This is a genomic window from Stenotrophomonas maltophilia (assembly GCF_001676385.1).
Taxonomy (GTDB): domain Bacteria; phylum Pseudomonadota; class Gammaproteobacteria; order Xanthomonadales; family Xanthomonadaceae; genus Stenotrophomonas; species Stenotrophomonas maltophilia_J.
The window spans coordinates 38,948-54,122 of the sequence record NZ_LYVJ01000012.1 but is presented as its reverse complement, the minus strand read 5'-3'; the positions used below and the strand labels follow the sequence as shown (position 1 = coordinate 54,122).

General features: G+C 63.0%; 10 protein-coding genes. 2 read left to right on the top strand and 8 right to left on the bottom strand.

The window, feature by feature from the left end; genetic code table 11:
* Positions 1 to 44 precede the first annotated feature (44 nt).
* The 4 genes from A9K58_RS15495 to A9K58_RS15480 all read right to left on the bottom strand — a co-directional run bounded on the left by A9K58_RS15495 (position 45) and on the right by A9K58_RS15480 (position 10,402).
* On the bottom strand, positions 45 to 2,147 hold the full coding sequence (locus A9K58_RS15495; RefSeq protein ID WP_065200271.1) for a M13 family metallopeptidase: 2,103 nt from the start codon (positions 2,145 to 2,147) through the stop codon (positions 45 to 47).
* A 189-nt stretch (positions 2,148 to 2,336) separates the two neighbouring features.
* Positions 2,337 to 5,210 (bottom strand): TonB-dependent receptor domain-containing protein, encoded by a 2,874-nt coding sequence (locus A9K58_RS15490; protein ID WP_065200195.1) that lies wholly within the window; start codon positions 5,208 to 5,210, stop codon positions 2,337 to 2,339.
* A gap of 188 nt (positions 5,211 to 5,398) precedes the next feature.
* Complete coding sequence (locus tag A9K58_RS15485; protein ID WP_065200194.1) at positions 5,399 to 7,420, bottom strand: alpha/beta hydrolase family protein; 2,022 nt, start codon at positions 7,418 to 7,420, stop codon at positions 5,399 to 5,401.
* Positions 7,421 to 7,606: 186 nt separating this feature from the next.
* Entirely contained in the window at positions 7,607 to 10,402 is a 2,796-nt protein-coding gene (locus A9K58_RS15480) for a TonB-dependent receptor plug domain-containing protein (RefSeq protein WP_065200193.1), read from the bottom strand.
* Positions 10,403 to 10,618: 216 nt separating this feature from the next.
* Here A9K58_RS15480 and apbC point away from each other — a divergent pair, with 216 nt between their 5' ends.
* Positions 10,619 to 11,473: an iron-sulfur cluster carrier protein ApbC gene (gene apbC, locus A9K58_RS15475; protein WP_065200192.1), complete on the top strand. Its 855-nt coding sequence runs from the start codon at positions 10,619 to 10,621 to the stop codon at positions 11,471 to 11,473.
* Between the two features lie 76 nt (positions 11,474 to 11,549).
* The gene (gene dcd / locus A9K58_RS15470; RefSeq protein ID WP_014037995.1) at positions 11,550 to 12,122 is read left to right on the top strand and encodes a dCTP deaminase; all 573 of its coding nucleotides are present in this window, start codon (positions 11,550 to 11,552) and stop codon (positions 12,120 to 12,122) included.
* Positions 12,123 to 12,228: 106 nt separating this feature from the next.
* Here dcd and A9K58_RS19725 read toward each other — a convergent pair whose 3' ends face one another.
* The 4 genes from A9K58_RS19725 to A9K58_RS19550 all read right to left on the bottom strand — a co-directional run bounded on the left by A9K58_RS19725 (position 12,229) and on the right by A9K58_RS19550 (position 15,021).
* Entirely contained in the window at positions 12,229 to 12,396 is a 168-nt protein-coding gene (locus A9K58_RS19725) for a LiaI-LiaF-like domain-containing protein (RefSeq protein WP_005410498.1), read from the bottom strand.
* A gap of 15 nt (positions 12,397 to 12,411) precedes the next feature.
* On the bottom strand, positions 12,412 to 12,834 hold the full coding sequence (locus tag A9K58_RS15465) for an HIT domain-containing protein (protein WP_065200191.1): 423 nt from the start codon (positions 12,832 to 12,834) through the stop codon (positions 12,412 to 12,414).
* Positions 12,831 to 13,502 carry a dienelactone hydrolase family protein gene (locus tag A9K58_RS15460; RefSeq protein ID WP_065200270.1) on the bottom strand — a complete coding sequence of 224 codons (672 nt, stop codon included), beginning with the start codon at positions 13,500 to 13,502 and terminating at the stop codon, positions 12,831 to 12,833. The genes A9K58_RS15465 and A9K58_RS15460 overlap by 4 nt, the downstream gene beginning before the upstream one ends.
* A 1,003-nt stretch (positions 13,503 to 14,505) precedes the next feature.
* Complete coding sequence (locus A9K58_RS19550) at positions 14,506 to 15,021, bottom strand: hypothetical protein (RefSeq protein WP_155760524.1); 516 nt, start codon at positions 15,019 to 15,021, stop codon at positions 14,506 to 14,508.
* Positions 15,022 to 15,175: the final 154 nt, after the last annotated feature.

Below are 15,175 nucleotides of genomic sequence, written 5' to 3'. Positions count from 1 at the left end.
ACATTCCGGGCCTTTGCAGGGGTTGCCTCGGCGTCAGCCGGGGATTACCAGATCACCACCTGTTCTTCGCCGGTGCGGGCCATCGGCGAGCCGGCCTTGCACTGGAACGCGGCGGCGAAGGTCGGCAGGTTCGACGGCGCGCCCATGGCACGGAACTGTGCCGGTGCGTGCGGGTCGGTGGCCAGGCGGACCTTGGCGTTTTCCGGGGTGTACTTGGTGCGCCACACGGTGGCCCAGTTGAAGAAGAAGCGCTGGTCGCGGCTGAAGCCGTCCACCTTCGGGTCTTCCTTGCCGGCGCTGGCCTTCTGCAGGGCATCGTAGGCGGTGGCCAGGCCACCCAGGTCGGCGATGTTCTCGCCCAGGGTCAGGTGGCCGTTAACCGCCTGGCCGTCGACCTTGTACTGGTCGAACTGCTTGACCAGCTTGCCGGTCAGGCCTTCGAAGTTCTTCTTGTCCGCCGCAGTCCACCAGTCTTCCATGTTGCCGGTCGGCCCGAAGCGCGCGCCCTGGTCGTCGTAGCCGTGGGTCATTTCATGGCCGATCACCGCACCGATGCCACCGTAGTTCAACGCGTCGTCGGCGTTCGGGTCGAAGAACGGCGGCTGCAGGATGGCGGCCGGGAACACGATCTCGTTCTGCAGCGGGTTGTAGTAGGCGTTGACCGTCTGCGGCGTCATGCCCCACTCGGTCTTGTCCACCGGCTTGCCGATCTTGGACAGGTTGAACCTGTAGTTGAACTCGTTGGCCGCGCGCACGTTGCCCAGGAAGCTGTCGCGCTGGGTCTGCAGGCCGGACCAGTCACGCCACTTGTCCGGGTAGCCGATCTTCGGGGTGAAGGTTTCCCACTTGGCGATGGCCTTGGCCTTGGTCTCGTCGCTCATCCAGCTCAGGCCCTGGATGCGCTCCTTCAGCGAAGCGGCCAGGTTCTTCACCAGGTCTTCCATCTTCGCCTTGGCTTCGGGCGAGAAGGCGACCTTCACGTACAGCTGGCCGAAGGCTTCGCCGGCATCGTCTTCGATGGTGCCCAGCACGCGCTTCCAGCGCGGCTTCTGTTCCTTCTGGCCGTTGAGGGTCTTGCCGTAGAACTCGTAGTTTTCCTGCACGAAGGCGTCAGCCAGATAGGGCGAGGCGCTGTCCACGGTATGGAAGCGCAGATAGGCGCGCCACACCGACGGATCGGCATCACCCAGCGCCTTGCTCACTTCTTCGTGGAAGGCTGGCATGGCCAGCGAGAACTTCTCCGGCGCGGCCACGCCCTGCGACTTGAAGAACTCGGTCCAGCTGAAGTTCGGCGTCAGCTTGTCGGCATCGGCCAGGGTGACCGGGTTGTAGTACAGCTCGACGTTGCGCGACAGCTCGACACGAGACTTGGACGCCTTGGCCAGGCGGGTTTCGAACTTGACCACGTCTTCGGCCTGCTTGGCGGCATCGGCCGCAGCGACACCGGACAGCTCCAGCACCTTGGCCACGTGCGCCTGGTAGGCCTTCAGCTTGTCGGCGTTCTTGGCGTCGGTGTAATAGGTGCTGTCCGGGAGGCCCAGGCCGCCCTGGCTGGCGTAGGCCATGTTCACGGCCGAGTTCTTGAAGTCGGCTTCGGCACCGAAGCCGAACAGGATGTTGTCACCCTTGGCCGCGCTGGTGCGCAGGTAATTGGCGATGGCCGCCTTGTCCTGCAGGCCGTCGATCGCGGCCAGGTCGGCCTTCAGCGGCTCGATGCCCTGGGCGTTGATCTTGGCTTCGTCCATGCCGGTGGCCCACAGGTCGCCGACGATCTTCTCGATGTGGTTCGGGTTCTTCACCTGCGCGACCTGTTCGGCGAGCTGGTGCTGCACGGCCACCGAGCGCTCGTCGAGGATGGTGAACGCGCCCCAGCTGGTGCGGTCGCCCGGGATCTCGTTGGCCGCCAGCCATTTGCTGTTGACGTAATCACCGAAGGCGGTGCAAGCGTCCTTGCTGGCATCCAGGTCGCCCGGCTGGAAGGCGTTGTAGGCGGGCAGCTTGCTCTCGTCGAGCGTGTAAGTGGTTGCTTCGGCGGCAGCCGGCGTGGAGGCGGTGGCGTCCTTGGCCGGGGTGTCAGTCTTGCCGCAGCCGGCCAGCGCGGCCGAAACGGCCAGGGTCAGCAGCACGATCTTGGGAGTACGGGTCACTTGGATGGCCTCCAGGCCGGGTAAGTCAGGGAAGGGCCGCGGGGACGGCCGTGGGCCGAACGATACGCCGCCGGCCTGGCCTGCAAGGGTGTCGAAGGTCATGGGCGGGCGCAAGGGGGCAGGCGGGCGCCGGAAAAGACAGACCCGGCAAAAGCCGGGTCTGTCGGGGGTACTGCGGTTGCTGGGCAATCAGAACTTGTAGGACACGCGCGCGAAGAACGTGCGGCCATACCAGTCGTACTGCGAGGCATACAGCGGAACATTGCCGTAGCGGGTGCCGGCGGTGTTGGAAATCAGATCCGGCTCCTTGTCGAACAGGTTGCGGACACCCACCATGATGGACCAGTCATCCATCTTGTAACCCACCGAGACGCTGTGGCGGAACTGCCAGCCGGCCTTGATGTCGCGGGAGGCGTTCTGGTAGCCGGAATAGGTGAAGTTCGGGTTCAGGTCCTTGTTCGAGGTGCTGCTGGTATACGTACCCTGCCAGTTGTAGGTCCAGTCACCGCGTTCCAGGCTGACGCTGGCCAGGCCCACGGTCTTCGGGCGGCCGATGTAACCGACCTGGTCAGAGGTGGTGATGCCACTCTCGGCCGACGAATCGAACAACTGGTTGGTGTCTTCCAGGGTGTACGTCACCTGCGCTTCGGCGGACAGCTTGCCGAAGGAGAAATCATCGTCGTAGTTGATCTGCAGGTCATAGCCGCGGGTGCGCTCGCGGTTGATGTTGATGTACTTGTTGTAGACGGTTGTGATCTGGTTCGGCGACGCGGCGTCGGTCGGGCTGTTGCGAACCAGCTGGTCGCAGAATGCGTTCGGATACACCGCCGAACCGTAGCAGCCGAACACGATGTCGTACTCGTCGAGCTGGGTGATTTCGCCGCGGACGTCGTAGTCGAAATAGTCCAGCGCCACGTTCAGGTTGGCGAACGTCGGCGTCCAGACCAGGCCGAGGGTCCTGGCCTTGGAGGTTTCCGGCTTGAGCTGGCCGGCGCCACCACCCGAATAGATCGTAGCGCTGCTGCCGCCACCGGCGTAATTGTCCGGAATGCCAGCGGCACCGCAGTTGGCACGGATGAAGTCGTTGTTGCTGTCGCCCCACAGGATGCAGGGGTCGATCTGGTTCTGAGCCAGGAATCCGGTCTGGTTGCCCAGGTACAGCTCATACAGGCCCGGAGCACGGTACGAGGTGCCCACCGTGCCGCGCAGACGCAGCGAAGGCACGATCTGCCAGTTCACGCCGGTCTTCCACACCTTGTCCGAACCGGAAACCGAGTCGTACTTGAATACGCGGCCGGACAGATTGACCGACAGCGACTCGATGCCCGGAATGCCCTTCAGCAGCGGCACGTCCACCTCGGCAAAGGCCTCCTTCACCTTGTCGGTACCCTTGGTGATGTCGGCCGTACTGGCGCCCCAGATGTTGCCCGAGCGGGAGAACTCCGAAGGAGTGTCATTGATCTTGTACTTGCGGAATTCCACGCCGATGGCAGACGCAACGTCGCCGGCCGGCAGGGTGAACAGATTGCCGCTGACGATGGCATTTGCGCTGGTCTGTTCGTACACGGTGTTGCCGGTGTGCCACTGGCCAATGGCATCGACGAGCTCGGACATGCGAGCTCCGCTGAGGAAGCCGGGATCGAAATAGTTCACCGGCATGTCGTCGTTGGTGTAACTCAGGTCACCGGCGCGGCTGGCGTCGATGGCAAGGCCGCTGTAATCACCGCTGGAGCGGCTGTAGCTGGCGTTGACTTCCCAGGCCCAGCTGTCGGTCCACTTGAACTGGCCGTCCAGCTTGGTGGTGCCATAGAAATAATCGACCGTGATCTTGTCGTCGCTGGGGAACGGCATGATGACCTGATAATAGTCATCGGCCGCTTCGCTGTAGACGACCGGGAAGAACTGGCGCCAGCTGTGGGCCTTGGTTTCGCGGCGGTTGTACAGGAACTGGGTCTTCCAGTTGACGCTGTCGAAACTGAAATCGCTGGACGCATACAGCGTCGCACGTTCGCGCTGATTGATGACTTCCTGATCGTCATAGAACGGGAAGTTCAGCACGTCCTCGTAATAGGCCTTGCCGCCATTGGCGTAGGTGGGCGTCGGGCGGGGGCGCGGCTTGTAGCCCGGGAACGGGCCGACAGTGCTGCCATCCGGTGACGGTACGTAGCGGATACCCGAGTTGCTGTACTTGATGATGGTGTTGGCATACAGGTTGCCGGTGCTGCAGCCGCCCAGATCGGTGCCCGCCAGGATCGAGCGATCCTCGCGATCGATCCGCTGCCCATCGGTACCCCACACCATGTCCTGGGCGCATCGGAAGAAGTCACGATCGCCAACGGTCAGCGCATTCAGGCGATCCCACTGCGCGGCAGCGACAATGCTGCCCTTTTCGAAGTTCCAACCGTTGGCGATGGACGCGGAGAACTGCTCGCCAGCGCCATGTTGCGGAACGCTCATCGAGTACGTCATTTCCGGACGGTCGATGCTCTTCTTGGTGATCAGGTTGACCACGCCGGCCAGTGCGTCCGAGCCGTAGATCGAGGATGAACCATCCTTGACGACCTCCAGGCGCTGCAGGATGACCTGCGGAATCACGTTGAGGTCGAATGCGCCGACCTGGCCGCGGGTGCCGGCTGGACCCGGACGCTGGCCATCGAGCAGGACCAGAGTACGGTTCGCGCCCAGGCCACGCAGGGACACGGTCTGCACGCCAGTTCCGCCTTCGACCACGAAGCCGCCGAACTGGTTGTTCATCTGGGTCGATCCTGCCGCGATCGACGAGGTCTGGAGGAAGTCCGCGGTATCGAACTGGCCCGCCGCAACGCCCTTTTCAATCGAGATGACCTGGACCGGAGACGTGGTCTCATATTCAGGCCGCTTGATGAGCGAGCCGGTGACGCTGATCGCGTCCAGGTTGGTTGGGCTCTTGGACGAGCTGCTCGACGACTCGGACTGCGGTGCCTCGACTTCCTGTGCGAATACCGGCGCCGCCTGCAGGCAGGCGAGTACGGCAAGAGTCAACGGGACGCGGTTTGGCTTGGTGCGGCGGTTGGCGTTACGCATTTCGGTTGGATCCCCACTCGTTATGCTTCGGTTAAGCGAGTGTAGATAACGCGTTAGGTAAATGCAACATGAATGAAGGTCCGCTTAATTAATTGTTTTTATTAGGATTTTTTGGGTTTCTCAAAAAAATCCCCCGGAAACTTGCAGTTCCGGGGGACGCTTTTCACATCTTCATGCTAGGGGATGCGCTATAGGCCGTTGGGACCACAGTCATTCTTCAGGAACGATTCGATGAGGCCCAAGGTCTGCCGCTGCTGGCGCGGATACCAGGGCATGCTGTGCTGCTGGTCCGCGATCAGGTGGAATTGCGCGGGAACCTTGTTCTTGACTGCGTCGTAGAAGCCCTGCGCGTGGAAAGCGGGGGTGCGTACGTCGCGGTCGCCAACGAACAGCATCACCGGAATGTTGGCCGACGCAGTGTTGCGCATCGGGTCCATTCCCTTGACCGTCTGGCCCTGCAGGATGCGCTGGATGCGGTTGTCGCTCCATGAAGTGCCGAGACGGGCCAGATCGGTCACCGGCGCACCGGCGATCGCGCACTGGTACGGCGAGCCGGGCCGCACCGTGGCTGCGGCTGCTGCGAAACCGCCATACGAATACCCGAAAATGGCGATGCGGTCCTTTGCTGCATATCCCTGAGCGACCATCCAGGCCGCCCCGTCGTCGTTGTCATCCGACATTTTCTGGCCCCATTCGCGGTCGCCGGCGATCCACAGGTCGCGGCCCAGGCCGGAAGATCCGCGGTACTGGGGCCTCAGTACTGCATAGCCGCGGGACGTAAGCAGGGCAATCCAGCCGGAGGGGTCCCATTGCATATAGTCGCGAGCCCAGGGGCCGCCGTGTGGGTGGATGACGGCCGGCGGCGCCGCGTCGCCCTGCTTCCAGCCTGCAGGAAGATCGAGAATCGCAGGAATCTGCCGTCCGTCGCGCGCCTTGTAGGTGACCCAGCGTTGCTCACCCACCAGGCCCTTGCCGATCCAGGGGCGCTCGTTGCCGAGGTTGACGACCTTCTTGCGGTCCAGCAGCAGGTAGTACGCGGAGGGCGCATCGGGACTGCTTGCGCGGAACAGGATGCGCGAGAAGTCATCGTTGTAGCGGGTGATGTCGATCTGGCGATCCGGCACGGCCGTCTTGAGCGACTCATGGATCGACTTCAGTGTTGGATCGACGTAAACGGTCTGCATGCCCGGGCCGTCGATGGTGAACCCGACCACCTGGTTGAAAGTGCTCGGCTGGGTGCTGAACACCAGGCTGGCGATGGAAAAATTCGGGTTGGCCAGCACCGGTTCCGGGTCGAACTTCTGCGTCGTGGCGTCATACAGGTGCGCCTGGACCTTGTCGGAGAAAAGATCCGTCAGCACGTAATACTTGCCACTGGCATCGTCGACGCCCGCCAGCTCCACCGTATGACGGTTGGACAGGCGGGAATCAAGCGGCTTCTGGGCGACGTACTGGCCCGTTTTCGGATCCAGTATCGACAACTGCTGATCGTAATCACCGCTGACTGGCTCGATCTGTGCCTTTGCCAGCACCTTGCCGCTGCGAGGATCGAACAGGGCCGGCTGGGCGCGGGTTCCCCCACGGAACAGTAATTCGGTTTCCTTGGTCTTCAGGTTGTAAAGATAGTAATTGGAGGTCAGCGTGATTTCGCTGAGCTGGCGGATGATGACCCGGTCCGGGTCCAGCGGCAGCATGTTGACCAGCGAGGCGCTGCCGCCCAGCTCCAGGCAGCGTTGGGTCTGCTCGCTCACACCAAGCTTCCGGGTGTTGTCAGCGAAGGCCTCGCTGAAGCTCTTCTGAGACTGGTCGGTCAGGTAGGTTTTCACCACGAACGTCTTGGTCGCTCCGGACACGCTGCCTTCACCGCAACCACCGAGCTGACCGGTCCATTCCTGGCGACCCACGGCAAGGATCTGGCCGGCCTTCAGCGCACCGGCAGCAATGAATTTCATCCGGTCGCCAGACGGCGTAATGACTTTGGGCGGGCCGCCCATGGAATCCGTGTCCCAGCTCGCCAGCGCCGTTTCCTCGGGGTTGCCGGGCGAAGGAATCAGGGCGACCAGATACTTCCCATCCGGGCTGAGCGATACCGACTGCAGCGCAGGCAGCCGTGCCAGGTCTTCGACGGGAATGGGGGAGGCCTGTGCAAGGGTACTTGCCAGCGCCAATGAAAGGGCCGTGCCCAGTATGCGTGCGGAAATAACGTGCATGTCTCGTCCTTTGCTGCGCGTTGTTCGGGGAATGCTGACTGGATCGTGAACAGGTTGTGACGGTATCAGATGCGCTCGATTTATGTCAGTGCTGGCAGGTGGCGCTGCAACCGTTTGTGCAAGGCAAAAAAAAAGGCCCCGCCGAAGCGGGGCCTGGTCCGGAATGAAACCCGGAAAACGACGGGATTACTTGCCGAAGTCGTACTTGGCCTGGACGTACACGGCGCGGCCGTAGACGTTGTACAGGTAGTTGTTGTACGGCGTGCCCGAAGTGCCCTGATAGCTGTGGGCCTGCTGTTCCGGCATCTTGTTGAACACGTTGTTGACCATCAGCGACAGGGTCAGGTCATCCTGCGCACGGTAGTTCAAGCTGAGGTTGTACGTGGTGTAGGAACCCCACTTGCCTGCCTGGTAGCCCGAAGCCGCATGGGTGTACCCGTAGCCGTTCAGGCCGGCCAGGTAGTTCGGGGTGTGGCCGATGTAGTTGGCGTACAGCGTGGTGGTCCACTTGTCCAGCGACCAGGCCAGTGCCGCGTCGGAACGGACCTTGGCGTAGCTGTCGTAGTTCCACATCGCCTTCGGGTTGCCCAGCAGGTCCTGGTACTGCTCGCCCGGCTGTGCCTGCACCTCACGCTTGAGCATGTTGGTGTAGTTGCCCGAGAGCTGCAGCGAGCCGAAGCGGCCGATGTCCTGCAGGTACTTGAAGCCAACGGTCACGGCCTGCAGGTTCTGGCGGGCCACGTTCATCTTCGGCGTGTACAGCGAGCTCAGGTTGCCGGCCGAATCGCGCACGACCCAGTCGGCCACGTTCTGGCAGGTGGCCGAAGAGCCGTTCGGCAGGCCATTGCGGCAGTAGTACTCGGCCAGCAGCAGCTGGTCGGTGCTGGCGGTGTCGACTTCGTTCTCGATCTTCCAGTTGTAGTAGTCAGCCGAGATCGACAGGTTGGCCATCGGCGCCCACACGATACCCGCGTTCCACACGTCGGCGGTGATCGGCTCCAGGTCCGGGTTGCCGGCGCGTTCGGAGTACACCGAGACGCTGTCGGCGTAGCGGCAGGCGTCGGTATTGCCCGGCACGTAGCCCAGCTGGCCGCAACGGTAGTAGTCGGTCGAGTTGGCGGCGTAGTAGCCACTGCGGCCCTGGAAGGCATCGGGCAGGGTCGGCGCGCGGAAGGCGGTGCCGTACTTGCCGCGGAACAGCAGGCTCTCGATCGGACGGAACTCGACACCCACGCTGTAGGTCGCCTTGTCCACGGTGTTGTCGGCGATCTTGAACGCGTCATAGCGGCCGGACGCGGTCACGGTCAGCGAGTCCAGCACCGGCATGCGCAGCTCGCTGGTCACCGCATAGTTGCTGCGGTGGCCATTGCCGGCCACGGCGGACGAGCCCCACACGTCACCGTCCAGCAGGCGCTGGTCGGGGCTGTAGTCCCAACCCTCGCTGCCGCCTTCGACGACCACGGCCAGGCCGGCGTCGCCGCCCGGCAGCGCGAACAGCGAACCGTTGGTGACCTGGGCGCGAGCCAGGTTCTGCCAGGTGCGGCTGTGGTTGGTGGTGTAGCCGGTGAAGCTGGCGAAGTCTTCCGGCGAGATCGGCGCGTAGAAGGCGGCCCAGTTGGTGTTGTAGATGCCGAAGCCGTCGCGGGTACCCAGCTGCGGGCCCAGCACCTTGTCCGCGAAGTAGCTGTTGATGGCGCTGCCGAAGCGCTGGAACTTGTTCTCATCCAGGCGGTATTCGCCACGGGTGAAGCTCAGGCTGTAGTCCCAGTTGCCCACGGCGCCCTTGCCGCCCAGGGTCACCTGGTAGGCACGGCTCTTGTCGTTGTTCAGGATGCTCTTGTAGCCTTCGCCGCCGATGTCTTCCGGCGCGAAGGCGCGCTGCAGGTTGACCAGCTTGCCCGACGCCTGGTCGTAGAAGCCGCCCATGGTGCTCTTGGTGCCCCACCACAGGTAGTTCGAGCCCGAGGTGAACTCGGTCTTTTCCTTGCTGTACAGCACGTCGGCGAACAACTGGAAGCTGTCGTTCACGTCGAAGGTCATCGACGAGTAGAACTGGCCGCTGTCCTTGCTGTTCTTCAGGGTCTTGTAGCCGGCACCGTAGACCGAGCCGCAGGACTGGCCGGTCGGGCGGTTGCCCAGCACGGTGGTACCACCGAACTGGCCGGCCACGTTGGCGCAGTTGCTCGGGTCCATCATGTACAGCGCATTGGTCTTGGCGTCGATGACCGCAAAGTCATTGCTCGGCAGCTGTGCGGTGTAGCCGTGCGTGTTGTTCTGCCGGGTCAGGTCACGCTGGTAGCCCCAGATCGGGTTGCTGCTTTCGATCTGCACGTTGACCAGGGCGTTGAAGCGGTTGTCCAGCGCCGAGAAGCCATGGGCGCCGCTGACGCGGAAGCTGCTGCCGCCGCCTTCAGTGTAGGCACCGCCGCGCACGGACAGGCTGCCGCCTTCCATGTGGTCCTTCAGGATGATGTTGACCACGCCGGCGATCGCGTCCGAGCCGTACAGGGAGGACTGGCCGCCCGGCAGGACTTCGATGCGCTCGACGATGTCGATCGGAATGCCGCTGATGTTGTTGAAGGCGTCGCCGCCGTTGTACAGCGCCGGATAGGACAGCATCGGGCGGCCGTTGATCAGGTACTTGGTGTAACCCGGGTTCAGGCCGAACATGCCAGCGGCTTCGGCGCCCTGGGTGAAGGAGGCCGAGGTCTGGCCGCCCTGGATGCCGCCGGTGGTCAGCGACGACTGCTGCAGCACTTCGGCGACGCTGTTGAAGCCGCGGGCCTGGATGGCTTCGGCGCTGATGGTCATGACCGGAGTCTGGGTCTCGACCTGGGTCTGCGGAATCAGCGAACCGGTGACGGTGATCTTGTCGAGGTTGGTGGCCTTGTCCTGGGCCATGGCCGGCGAAGCGGCAACCAGGGCGGAAATCAAGGCGACAGCGAGAGAGTTGCGACGTGCGGTGTTGCGAGTGACTTTCATGTAGTTCCGTTTCAGAGAGCAAAAACAATTCGGCACTGCGCCATGCGCCATTCGCGCGCCTGCTCGATGGCAGCCGCAAGCCCAAAAACAGTGCTGAACGAACGTAACATGAACTTAACGAATTTTGCACGAATCTGTAGCAGCCCTGAATTTCAGTCAGGTTACGTCCAGCTTGTATGATGTTGGGTTATTCCCCCTGATGCCGCTGGTGCTTCCGTGAACAGTTCTCCCCGCCGTCCCCATGCCAGCCAGGTCCAGAAGGGGCTGACGCCGCATGCCCGCATCCGCAACGTGATCGCGGTGGGTTCGGGCAAGGGCGGCGTGGGCAAGTCGACCACCGCGGTCAACCTTGCCGTGGCCCTGCAGCAGCTCGGCGCGCGGGTCGGTGTGCTTGATGCGGACATCTACGGTCCCAGCGTGCCGGCCATGCTGGGCCTTTCCGGACGCCCGGAAAGCCCGGACAACAAGAGCATCGAGCCGCTGCGCGCATTCGGCGTGGACACCATGTCGATCGGTTACCTGATCGAAGAAGACACGCCGATGATCTGGCGCGGGCCGATGGCCACCTCGGCGATGACCCAGCTGTTCAATGACACGCTGTGGGACGACCTGGATTTCCTGCTGATCGACCTGCCACCGGGCACCGGTGACATCCAGCTGACCCTGACCCAGAAGATCCCGCTGGCCGGCGCGGTGATCGTCACCACGCCGCAGGACATCGCCACGCTGGATGCGAAGAAGGCGCTGAAGATGTTCGAGAAGGTCGAGGTGCCGGTGCTGGGCATCGTCGAGAACATGGCAGTGCATACCTGCAGCCACTGCGGGCATGTCGAGCACCTGTTCGGCGAGGGGGGCGGCGAGCGCATGGCCGCGCAGTACGGCGTACCGCTGCTGGGTTCGCTGCCGCTGCAGATCGGCATCCGCGAGCAGGGCGATGCCGGCACGCCGATCACCGTGGCCGAGCCCGATTCAGTGCCGGCCCGGGCCTATCGCCATGCCGCGCAGCGCCTGATCGAGGAAGTGGGCAAGCGCCCGCGCGCATCGATCCCGATCCTGTCGTCGCTGCTGTAAGTGCCCGGGCGGGGAGCGCCGGCGACGCCGGGCCCCCTGCTAGAATCCTTGCGCCCCCTCGTACCCAGGACAAAGCATGAGCATCAAGAGTGACCGTTGGATCCGTCGCATGTCCGAGCAGCACGGCATGATCGAGCCGTTCGAGGCCGGGCAGGTCAAGCAGGCCAACGGCCAGCGCATCGTCAGCTACGGCACGTCCAGCTATGGCTACGACGTGCGCTGCTCGCGCGAGTTCAAGGTGTTCACCAACATCAACTCGACGATCGTCGATCCCAAGCATTTCGACTCGGGCAGCTTCGTCGACATCACCGCCGACGAGTGCATCATCCCGCCGAACAGCTTCGCGCTGGCGCGTACCGTCGAGTACTTCCGCATCCCGCGCGACACCCTGGTGGTGTGCCTGGGCAAGAGCACCTACGCGCGCTGCGGCATCATCGTCAACGTGACCCCGCTGGAGCCGGAGTGGGAAGGCCACGTCACCCTGGAGTTCAGCAACACCACGCCGCTGCCGGCGCGCATCTATGCCAACGAAGGCGTGGCGCAGATGCTGTTCTTCCAGGCAGCGGCCGATGACGTCTGCGAGACGTCATACCGCGATCGCGGCGGCAAGTACCAGGGCCAGACCGGCGTGACCCTGCCGCGGACCTGACGATTGCAGGCGATTTGTAGAGCCGAGCCATGCTCGGCTGCCCTGCATTGAAGCCGAGCATGGCTCGGCTCTACATGAGGGAAGGCGGCGCAATGCGCCGCCTTCCTTATTTGCCGCGGCCGAACAGCATTGCGATGCCGACGCCCACCAGTGCCACCGGCCACCAGGTCAGCAGCAGCTTGGACAGGTTCAGGTGCGTCCAGCCGAGATTGCTGGCGAGCATGAACAGGCCGATCAGGATCAGCAGGATGGCGGCAACGAGGTTGAATCGCATCGGCGTGGCGGAGGCTCAGGACTGGGCCGGATATCCTAGCCGTTCCTTCCAATAGGCGACATGCTGGTCCAGCGCCGCCGGCTCGTAGCGGTGCGCCGGGCCGCTGCCCCAGACCGGGCCGGGCCAGGCCGGATCACCGTCATGGCGGCCGATCACATGGAAGTGCAGCTGGCGCACGATGTTGCCCAGCGCGCCGATGTTGATCTTCTCCACGCCATCGTGGCCCTTCAGGGCCTTGCAGGCACGGTTGAGCTCGGTGCGCAGCTTGTCCTGCTGCTCGCCGTCCAGCTCGATCCACTCGGTCACCCCGGTCAGGCGCGGTACCAGCACCAGCCAGGGGAATCGTTCGTCGTTCATCAGCCGCACTTGCGATAACGGTCCTTCCGCCACCAGCACGCTATCGGTGGCCAGGCGTGAATCGAGTTCGAATTCGCTCATCCAAGATGCTCCGTGAAGAAGTCCAGGGTGCGTTGCAGCGCCAGGGCGGCGCTGTCTGGATCATACGCATGTCCGACCTCGCGGTTGAAGGCGTGGTCGGCCGGATAGACATAGGTGGCCATCTGCGGCAGCTTCTCGCGATGGGCCTGGACCGCTTCCGGCGGGATGCTCCTGTCCTGGGCGCCGAAGTGGAAGATCACCGGGGCCTTGGGCGCCTCGTCCAGGAACGGCACGTTGCGTGCGCCGTAATAGCTGACCGAGGGCAGGCCCAGACGCAGGGCCGACAGCAGGGCCACCGTCCCGCCCCAGCAATAGCCCACCGTGCCGACCTTGCCATGCGGTGCCAGCCGGGTGGCGGCGGCACGCACGACTTCCAGCGCCTTCTCCATGCCCAGCGCGGCGACCCGTTCCAGGCCCTGCTTCACGCCCTCGGCGTCGTAGGGCAGCGCATCCGGATCGGCCTCGGCACCATCGACCAGGTCGAAGAACGACGGCGCCAGCACCGCGTAGCCTTCCGTGGCGAAGCGCTCGGCGACTCCGCGGATGTGCGGATTCGCACCGAAGATCTCCTGCACCACCACCAGCCCGCCGCGTGGAGTGCCCTCCGGCAGGGCCTGCCACGCCCGGACCGGCCCGTGGTGCGTATCCAGAGTGATCCATTCGGCCATCATCATCTTCCTCGTTGCAGGGAACAGATCTGCATTGTCGGTGCTGCGCGGGTTAGCGTGGTGTCAGCGGCTGTGCGTGATCAGGCGGCTGCCCGTTCAGAGCGCGGCCGCCAACCCCGGTATACTGGCGCCCTTTCAGGCCCCCGGCCCCCAGGAACCCCTGCCATGCCGGCAGGGGCCCAGGCCCCCAGAGTCCCGCGATTCCATGTCCCAGCTGAACCCCAAAGTCGGCTTCGTCAGCCTTTCTGCCGCATGATTCAGTTGGTTTGACTATCAGGTTGCCTGAGTGTCGCAAGTGGCCATGACCACGAAGGTGATTGCGGTACGCTTCAATCGCAGCGTTTCCAGCAGTAGACGCTACTGCCATGAGGGTACGGCGGCGCAGCGCCCGCGGAATCTGTCCCACGGCCAGGCCGTTGTGCCGGCGGCGAGGCGGGCACGTCTGCCACATCTTGAGCATGGTGGCGCCGGCAACCGGCAGCAGCACGCAGATGGCCAGCAGGGCGACGAAATCAGCCGTTGGCCACCTCCTGCGTTGCCTGCGCCACGGTAGCGGCAGTAGCCCGCTTGCCGGGCAGCATGTTGGCCAGTTCGAACGGGAATGCCACTGCCCCCCCCCCGACTTCTACTGGACGACACGCTTTGTCAGCTTGCCCGACGATCCTCTGACTGTGATCGCCTGCGAGGGGGGGGGGCGAAGCGAGAAGGCGATGGGATCGGGTTTGCAAGTCTGGATCGGCACCAGCAGGGCCCGGCAGACCGTTCCGTTGGAGCACCTGCTACCGGATTTTCCGCCACTCAAGCCCGTTCGGCTGATGAATGGTCGTTTCCCTGGATCTGACAAAGGGCGTTGTTGCTCCACTTCTGCTTGTCAGTGCATTGGAGAGTAAATCCGCCATCGATGGTGTTATTAGATCCTGTCTTGCGCCACTGTATTCATCGCGCTGAAATCGCCCATCTTTGAATCCGTAATGATAATAGGCGCCATGTCCTGTCGATATCATCACTGAGCTGCATCGCTTGACTGGAGGATGGATGGTGATCTTGCGGTCGGTGATACTTGAATGGGTGTTTCGTGCCGCTCTTCGGGGAAGTAATCATAGATGCTCTTGCCGCTGTATTGAAACTCCACCCCTTTTACTGGAATTACTCCCTCCAGCAAGGGGAGCAGTGAGCGGGATATCTCATGCAAATTATCCTCGAATTGGGCTCCATACATTTCAGGTACGAAGTCTCTACCCAAGTCAACTATGAGCAGCTCTCCTGTCTTGTTGAACTTCACTGAAACCCTATGGCTGTTAGAGGCTTGTCCGGGTAGCGGCGGGAGCTCGTCTACAATTTTCTGCGCCTCTTTGGTGAGATCGCTCTCTACCTGTGCCCGATCAGTGGCCTTCATATGGACGACATTTTGGGGGCTATCAGCGACGCTGGAATGGGGGGTTGCCACCACGATCCAAGGGGTCATTAATGCGCCAATGCCAAGAATGGGTGCCAGGTATGACGTATGGCTGAATTTCATAAAGTTCCCTCTTTTGAGTGAAAACTATTGCGGTCCGATGATGTAACGACTCTCTGTCGTCGCAGACATGGCGTCGGCCACACAGCTATTGCCGCGGGTCCGCTTACGCTTTCCCCGGCCCGAGCGTCATCGCCTTTCAGATGCGTCGTGTTTC